Annotated in this window: 7 protein-coding genes; all 7 read right to left on the minus strand. The window is 62.6% G+C overall.

The genetic code is table 11. The features are described from left to right. A partial coding sequence (locus tag EN939_RS13935) for a triose-phosphate isomerase (protein ID WP_127268469.1) occupies window positions 1-629 on the minus strand: 629 nt, incomplete at its 3' end. Window positions 630-686: 57 nt separating this feature from the next. Continuing rightward, window positions 687-1,625, minus strand: a complete 939-nt coding sequence (locus tag EN939_RS13940; protein ID WP_127268470.1) for a sugar phosphate isomerase/epimerase family protein — start codon at window positions 1,623-1,625, stop codon at window positions 687-689. Next, on the minus strand, window positions 1,625-3,142 hold the full coding sequence (locus EN939_RS13945) for a glycerol-3-phosphate dehydrogenase (protein ID WP_127268471.1): 1,518 nt from the start codon (window positions 3,140-3,142) through the stop codon (window positions 1,625-1,627). Before EN939_RS13945 ends, EN939_RS13940 begins: the two co-directional genes overlap by 1 nt. Next, window positions 3,139-4,698 (minus strand): FGGY-family carbohydrate kinase, encoded by a 1,560-nt coding sequence (locus EN939_RS13950; RefSeq protein WP_127268472.1) that lies wholly within the window; start codon window positions 4,696-4,698, stop codon window positions 3,139-3,141. The genes EN939_RS13945 and EN939_RS13950 overlap by 4 nt, the downstream gene beginning before the upstream one ends. Before the next feature lie 96 nt (window positions 4,699-4,794). After that, complete coding sequence (locus EN939_RS13955) at window positions 4,795-5,736, minus strand: D-ribose ABC transporter substrate-binding protein (protein WP_013533072.1); 942 nt, start codon at window positions 5,734-5,736, stop codon at window positions 4,795-4,797. Between the two features lie 38 nt (window positions 5,737-5,774). Next, window positions 5,775-6,905 carry an ABC transporter permease gene (locus tag EN939_RS13960; RefSeq protein ID WP_127268473.1) on the minus strand — a complete coding sequence of 377 codons (1,131 nt, stop codon included), beginning with the start codon at window positions 6,903-6,905 and terminating at the stop codon, window positions 5,775-5,777. 26 nt (window positions 6,906-6,931) lie between these two features. Beyond that, window positions 6,932-7,526 (minus strand): ATP-binding cassette domain-containing protein (locus EN939_RS13965; protein ID WP_164750986.1); only part of this gene is annotated, 595 nt, incomplete at its 5' end.

Here is a 7,526-nt window from a genome sequence, read left to right on the forward strand (position 1 = left end):
CCATAAAGCACAGGTGGAGCAATCGGCAGCCGGTCGGCGGCAACCTTCTTGATCAGCTGTTGCTGCCTGTCGGCATAGTCGGCGCTTGCGGGAATGCCCTTCTCGCCGATTGCCCAGACGGGCTCGTAGGCAAAGAGGATTTCCGCCTTCAGTTGATCGCCGCTCAGCTCTTGCAGCGCGCCGAGAACCTGTGCCGTCAGCACCGCCTCGGCGCGGCCTGATTCACGCTCAGCCAGCGTCTCGCCGACGCAGATCAGCGGCACGAAACCGTGCCTGACAGCGGCCGCCGTTTTTAGTCCCACAGTCGCATCGGCCTCGCCGAAATGCTCGCGGCGCTCGCTATGGCCGAGTTCGATCACATCCAGCCCGCAATCTTTCAACATCACCGGCGAGATCTCCCCCGTCCAGGCGCCAGCATCGGCCCAATGCATGTTCTGGGCACCGATCTTGACGCGGGTGTTGGCCAGCGCGGCCTTGACCTGGCGCGCTGCGGTGAACGGCGGAATGACGAAGGGCTGTATTGCCAGATCGAAATCGGGCACAAAGGCCGCCAGCGCATCGGCGAACTGCAACGCCTCCGACAGCGTCTTGTTCATCTTCCAGCTCGTGCCGACCCAATATGGGGCCATTCTTCTTCTCCTTCGATACTTTTGCGGCCGAAGCCGGCTTTCGGGCGACGTATTCGCTCAGGTCCGGGGCTTGAGACTGTCGCGACCGCTGTCGATATGAGGGGCCCAGAAATCCACCGACTCGCGGATCATCTCGATAACCTGATGGTCGACTGGTTCCCTCTCCCTGAAGGAAAGTTCAAGGCAAATTTCATTGTCGGTTCCACCGCCCTGCCGAACCGCGTCCAGCAGCTTCTGCGGCACTATGCGGCCGTCCTTGTTGTAGGCGGCCGTGAACGGCCAGTGCCCGCCCTTGTTCATGGAAGACTGCTTGATGTGGATGATCGGCGATTGCAATGGAAACGCTTTCGCCCAAGCATAGGGATCGGTATCGGCAGGATCGGCCGAGGTCACGTCGCCATGGTCGATATCCACCATCATCTTCATCGGTATGGGCAGCTTCGCCGCATCGATGGCGCCTTGCAGCGTGGCGCAGCTTTCGATCGTGTGGCCGAACTCGCGGCCGACCGACATCGGCTCCCAGAACAGGTATGTCAGACCCGCCGCCTTGGCGTGTTCGGCCACCTCGCGCCAGCACTCGAGGGCGATATCGAGAAGCGCTGCCCGCCGTTGCGGATGGTCAAAGTCCTTGTGGGTGAAGATGGCGAACTGCGTGCCCATGCCCGACGCACCGAGTTCCGCGGAAATATCGGCGAAGGTCTTGAACCAGTCGACATAATAGCGCCGCACATCCGCATCCGGGTGGCCGAAATGGTTGAGCCGGCCATAAGGCCCCGTCATGCCGGAGGTGATCTTGACACCGGTCCGCGCCAAGGCGCTGTTGAACCGGCGCAGGAATTTGGCAATCGTCGCCGCCGGCCAGCCCGGATTGACGAATTCATGCGTCAGCTGCACGTCGCGGATGCCGATGCCATAGGCGATCGCATCGATCAGATCGTCTGGATCGGCGAAACGATTGACCAGCGGATTGGTGTTGAGGGAAAGCGTGAAGGCCATCAGTCCGCCGTCGCCATGATGTTATCGAACCAGTCTTCGAATGCTTTCCGTTCGGCCGCATCGATATGCAGGCCATGTTTGGTGCGGCGTTCCAGTATATCGGCTGATGTGCCGGCCCATTCGGTCTCGGCCAGGAACCTTGCCTCCCGTTCATATAGATCGGGACCGAAGCGGCGGCCGAGATCGGCTTCGCGCTGTGCGCCAGCGAGCAATTGCCTGGCGCGGGTGCCATAGCTTCGCGCGTAATGCTTCACCAGCGACGGGCTGAGCCATGAAAACTCGGAATGCAGATCGCTCAGGAACTGCTCGAAGTCCGCATTGGGCAGGTCGCCTCCCGGCAAGGGAATTTTGGCCGTCCAGGCTTTCTTCATCATCGGAAAAAACGGCTGGATCTTTTCCAGCGCGTGTTCCGACAGCTTGCGGAAGGTGGTGATCTTGCCGCCGAATACCGAAAGCAGCGGCGCGTTGCCGTTGGAGGCGTCGAGTTCGAAAATATAGTCGCGCGTCACCGCGCTTGGATTGTCGGCATTGTCGTCATAGAGCGGACGCACGCCCGAGAAACTGTAGACCACGTCCTGTGGCGTCAGCTGCCGCTTGAAATAGCGATTGACCACCTTGATCAGATAGTCGACTTCGCTGGCCTCGGCGACCACTTCCTCGGGCCTGCCTTCGTAGGGAATGTCGGTGGTGCCAATCAGCGCCAGATCGTTCTCATACGGATTGACGAAGATCACCCGCTTGTCGTTGTTCTGAATGAGATAGGCTTGCCGCCCCTCCCAGAATTTGGGCACGACGATATGGCTGCCCTTCACCAGACGAACATTGCGGGTGGAATTCTGGCCGGCGACGCGGCTGACAATGTCGTTGACCCAGGGGCCTGCCGCGTTGACCAGCGCCCGCGCCCGGACCTTCGTCACCGAACCCGTGCGACCATCCTGCATGTCGATCGACCACAGTCCGTTTTCGCGACGGGCCGCGACACAGGCGGTGCGCGTGAGCACTCTGGCACCGCGCTGCCGGGCATCCAGAGCGTTGAGCAGCACCAGGCGCGCATCGTCGACCCAGCAGTCGGAATATTCGAAACCGCGCTTGAACTCGTCCTTGATTGGCGCACCTTCCGGCGCAGTCTTGAGGTTCAGTGTTCTTGTCCCCGGCAGGCGTTTACGGCCGCCAAGGTGGTCGTAGAGAAACAGCCCGAGCCGGACCAGCCATGCCGGCCTGTCTTGCGGGCTGTGCGGAAGAACGAAGCGCATCGGCCAGATGATGTGCGGCGCCGCCTCGAGCAGCACCTCGCGTTCGATCAGTGCTTCGCGAACCAGCCGGAATTCATAATATTCGAGGTAGCGCAGGCCGCCATGCACCAGCTTGCCGGAGCGCGAGCTCGTGCCTTGCGCGAGATCGTCCTTTTCGCACAGGATGACGGACAGCCCGCGACCTGCCGCATCACGCGCTATGCCGGCTCCATTGACGCCGCCGCCGATCACGAAGAGATCGACGACATCTGTTGTATTGCTCAAGATCCTGCTCCTGTGCGGTGCGCCATGCCCTTCCACACCGGCCGAAGCGCCTGACGCGCTGCAACGAAGGAAGGGAAGAGGGCATCGTAGGTTTGCGAAAGCGCCTCGTCATAGGCATCGCAGTCGCCGAGAAGCGGCGTCACCCATTCGGCGGCGCAGTCTTCCATCGAGCCATAGACGCCGAGGCCGACCGCGGCCATCATCGCGGCGCCTGCCGCGCCGGCTTCCTGGCGACTGCTGGTGCGCACCTGTGCCCTTGTCGCCGCTGCGATGATGCGGCGTAGGGACGGGCTGCGCGCGGCGCCGCCCGACAGGCGGATTTCGCCCGGCACGGCGCCCATCGCCTGGTAGCAATCGCGTGCGGCGAAGGCCAGTCCCTCGAGGACGCCGCGCGCCAGATCGCCAAAGCCATGCTTGACCGAAAGGCCGATGAATCCCGCGCGTGCGTCAGGATCGACGAACGGTCCTCTTTCACCGGCCAGCGATATATAAGGCTGGTAGATCAGCGAACCAGGCTCCGATGCTTCCACCCAAGCGTCGAGGGCCTTCAGCAACTCGTCATGAGAAGGCTTGCCGCCAGCCGTGGCGAGCACGTCGCGCGCTAGGCCAAGCACCCAATCTATGTTGAGCGTCGCCGCCATGTTGGACTGCAATTGGGCAAAGGCGCCTGGAATAGGCATGGCGATCGTGTAGCCGGAGCCATCGTCGTTCAGCACGACATCGTCGGGAGTGGCGGCAAAGCGTGTGTGTATGCCGGTCGAGCCGATGACCGTGCAGCCGACATTGCCCGAGGGATCATAGAGGCCGGCTCCGAGCGCCGTCATGACCATATCGACGTAACCCAGCACCACCGGCGTGCCTTCGAGCAGGCCGGTCTCTGCCGCCGCCGACCGCGACAGCGGATGATGGTCGGTGGTGCCTTCGAGCATGGGAGGCAACAGGCGGCGATGCGTCGTCAGATCCAGGATGTCGAGGGCTTCGTCGGAATAGCTGCGCGACCGAAAATCGCCGAAGGTGAAGGTTCCCTCGGAGGGATCCGTGGCGCGTTCGCCTGTCATCTTGAAGTAGAGCCAATCCTTGCAATGCAGGGCGGTCGCCGCCCGCTCCAGCATGTCGGAATAGTTTTTTTTCATGAAGGCAAGCTGGGCGCCTTGCTGGCAGGAATTGAGACCCGTGCCGGTCAACTCGAACCGCCTGCGATCCCGGGGATCGGCGCGCATCTCGTCCACCAAATGTCCAGCGCGGGCATCGAGCCACAGCCAGGCGCGCGAGACAGGCAAGCCCTCGCCATCGATCAGCCAGGTTCCGTCGCCCTGCCCGGTGATGGCCACCGCTGCGGTTCGTTGCGCGAGGTCGGGAACCTTGGCCGCGAGATCGCGAACGGTCCGCGCCATGTCGCGCCAGGTCTGGTCGAGGTCCTGCTCGGCGCCGCCGCCTTCCAGCGTGACGAAGCTGTTGGGCACCGACGTCATGGCGAGCTGCCGCCCGGACAGGTCGAAAGCGATCGATTTGATCACCGACGTTCCCGCGTCGATGCCGATCAGCAGGTCTTTCATGCCGCAAATTCCGGTTGGTTGCGAAGGCGGTTCACGAGGGCAGTCATTTCGTAGAAGAGGCAGGGAGTGTCCGCAAGGACACCCCCTGTACAGGTATTACTCAGACAGCACGAAGGGTGCGGTGTACTTGTCGACATTGTCCTTGGTGATGAGAAGGCAATCGAACAGCTGCTTCTCGGTCGCCGCACCGGTGGCACCTGTCTTGATGAACGAGTCCGCCTGCTGCACGGCCTTGGCCGAGAAGATGGCGACCGGCTGAAGCACGGTGTACTGCAGTTCGCCGGACTTGATCGCCGCAACCGCATCCGGGGAGCCGTCGAAGCCGCCGACCTTGATGCCGGCGAGCTTGCCGGCTTCCTTCAGCGCCGCAACCGCGCCAAGCGCCATCTCGTCATTGCCGCTGATCACGGCGATGATGTCGGGATTGGCCTGCAGCATGCTCTGCATCTTGTCGTGGCCCTGGGTACGATCCCAGTTGGCGACCTGCGAAGCAGCCTTTTCGAGATCCGGGTACTGGCTCAGCACAGTCGCGTAACCGTTCGAGCGCGTAGCGGCGTTGTTGTCAGACGGGGCGCCGAGCAGTTCGACATATTTGCCCTTTTCGCCGACGGCCTGCACCCACTGCTGGGCACCGAGAGCAGCGCCTTGCGCGTTGTTGGAAACGAGCTGACCCTTGGCGAGGCCTTCCTGATTGATCTCGGCATTGACGAGGAACACCGGGATGTTGGCTGCAATCGCCTTCTTCACCGCACCGACAGAGCCGTCAGCGTTGGCCGGATCGAGGATGATCGCCACCGACTTGTTGGTGATGGCGGTGTCGATCAAATTGCTTTCGGTATTGGTATCGCCCTTGTGGGCGCCGACATTGGCTGTATAGCCAAGCTTCTCGGCCTCGGCCTTGGCGACGTTGCCCTCAGTCAGCCAGTAGGGGTTGGCCGGATCGTTGACGATGATCGAGATCAGGCCCGCGGCTGACGCGGCGGCCGTGAACCCGACGACCATCGCGGCGGCGAGCAGACTTTTCAGCATGGTTTTCATGTACATTCCTCCAATGATTACGCGGTGTTGCTGCCAGTTCACCTGGCAATCTTCCCTTGGGCAGGATTGGCCGGTTCGGCCTTCCCCCGTTTCTGAGAAGTCGGTTGGCCACCTGTCGCGCTTGGGAGCTTGCTACGGCGGCGATACTGAACGGCATTGAGGAGCACGGCGAGCACGATGACCGCGCCCGTGAACACTGTCTGCCAGTAGGATGAGATGCCGATGATCACCAGACCGTCGGACAGGAAGCCGATGACGAAGGCCCCGAGCAGGGTTCCGCGGATGTTGCCACGGCCGCCGGTCAGTGCCGCGCCGCCGATGACGACGGCCGCGATGGCCGTCAATTCGTAGGTGGTGCCCGCGGTCGGTCCCGCCGACGTCAACTGCGATGACAGGATCAGGCCGGCAATAGCGGCGCAGATGCCTGACAGCACATAGACCGAAATCTGCACCGTCTTGACCGGAACGCCGGACAGTTCGGCCGCGCGCTCGTTGCCGCCCGAGGCGTAGAGCCAGCGCCCGAAGGCGGTGCGGTTCAACACGATGCTGCCGATCAGCGCGATGACCACGAGAACCACGACGCCCGTCGGCACGCCGAACAAGCGGTTGAAGCCAAGCGCATCGAAGCCGGTGTTTCCGAGCTCCGGCTTGCCGCCGAGATTGTTATAGGTCAGGCCGCTGGTCATCAGCAGCGCCAGGCCGCGCGCCATGTACATGACGCCGAGCGTGGCGACGAACGCCGGAACCTTGAAGCGCGCAATGAGCACGCCGTTGATCAGCCCGACGACCGCGCCCAGCATGCAGGCCAGCACCGCAACCACCCAGACCGGCGGATAGAGAACGACGCCCAGCCAGGTCAGCGTCACCCCTTGCATCAGGAATCCGGCAACGACGCCGGCCAAACCCAGCGTCGACCCCACCGACAGATCGATGCCGCCATTGAGGATGACGAGCAGCATGCCGATCGCGAGGATTCCGAAGATGGCGACATGCGAAGCCATGGTCAGGAAGTTCGCCACCGAGAGGTAGTAGGGCGACAGGATCGAGAAGACGACGATGATGACGATCAGGGCAAAGAAGGCCCGGCCCTCGAGCAGCAACTTGGCGAGATCGAAGCCTTCGCTCGCGCTTGGACTGGACTGTTTTCTGGCCTGGCTGACGTCGGTCATGGGTCTGGGCTCCGAAATTCTGGTGATCAGGCGACCACGGCTTCGCCGGAGGCGGCCATGATCTGCTCTTTGGTGGCGTTGGCGCCGAATTCAGCTGAAATCCTGCCACGCCGCATGACGACGATGCGGTGGGCAATGCTGAGGCATTCGTTGACCTCAGAGGTCGAGAAGACGACCGCAAGCCCTTGAGCGGCGCGTTCGCTCAACAAGCGGAAGACCTCGGCCTTGGCGCCAACATCGATGCCGCGGCTCGGCTCGTCGAGGAGGATGACCTTGGGCTTGGTCGTCAGCATCTTGCCGATGACGACCTTCTGCTGATTGCCACCCGACAGCGATCCGATCATGGCGTTGCCACCTGCGGTCTTGACAGTCACCTTGCGGATCGAGTCTTCGACCAGCTCTCGCTCCCTGGAACGGGACAGAAACAGCCCCTTGGCGAACGCCTCGATGCTGGCAAGCGAGAGATTGCGGCCGACGGTCATCGTTTGCACCAGCCCGTCGCGCTGGCGGTCCTCGGGGACCAGCACAAGCCCTCTGGAGATGCGCTGGGCAATGCTCAACCCCGAGACGTCCTCGCCTTCCAGAAGCGCGCGACCGCCCGCCATCGGCACTCGTCCGGCG

This window comes from Mesorhizobium sp. M7A.F.Ca.CA.002.05.1.1, assembly GCF_003998335.1.
GTDB lineage: Bacteria > Pseudomonadota > Alphaproteobacteria > Rhizobiales > Rhizobiaceae > Mesorhizobium.

Coding starts and splice junctions, on each gene's coding strand:
- EN939_RS13940 (WP_127268470.1), bottom strand. CDS start 1,625: ATGGCCTTCACGCTTTCCCTCAACACCAATCCGCTGGTCAATCGTTTC.
- EN939_RS13950 (WP_127268472.1), bottom strand. CDS start 4,698: ATGAAAGACCTGCTGATCGGCATCGACGCGGGAACGTCGGTGATCAAA.
- EN939_RS13955 (WP_013533072.1), bottom strand. CDS start 5,736: ATGAAAACCATGCTGAAAAGTCTGCTCGCCGCCGCGATGGTCGTCGGG.
- EN939_RS13960 (WP_127268473.1), bottom strand. CDS start 6,905: ATGACCGACGTCAGCCAGGCCAGAAAACAGTCCAGTCCAAGCGCGAGC.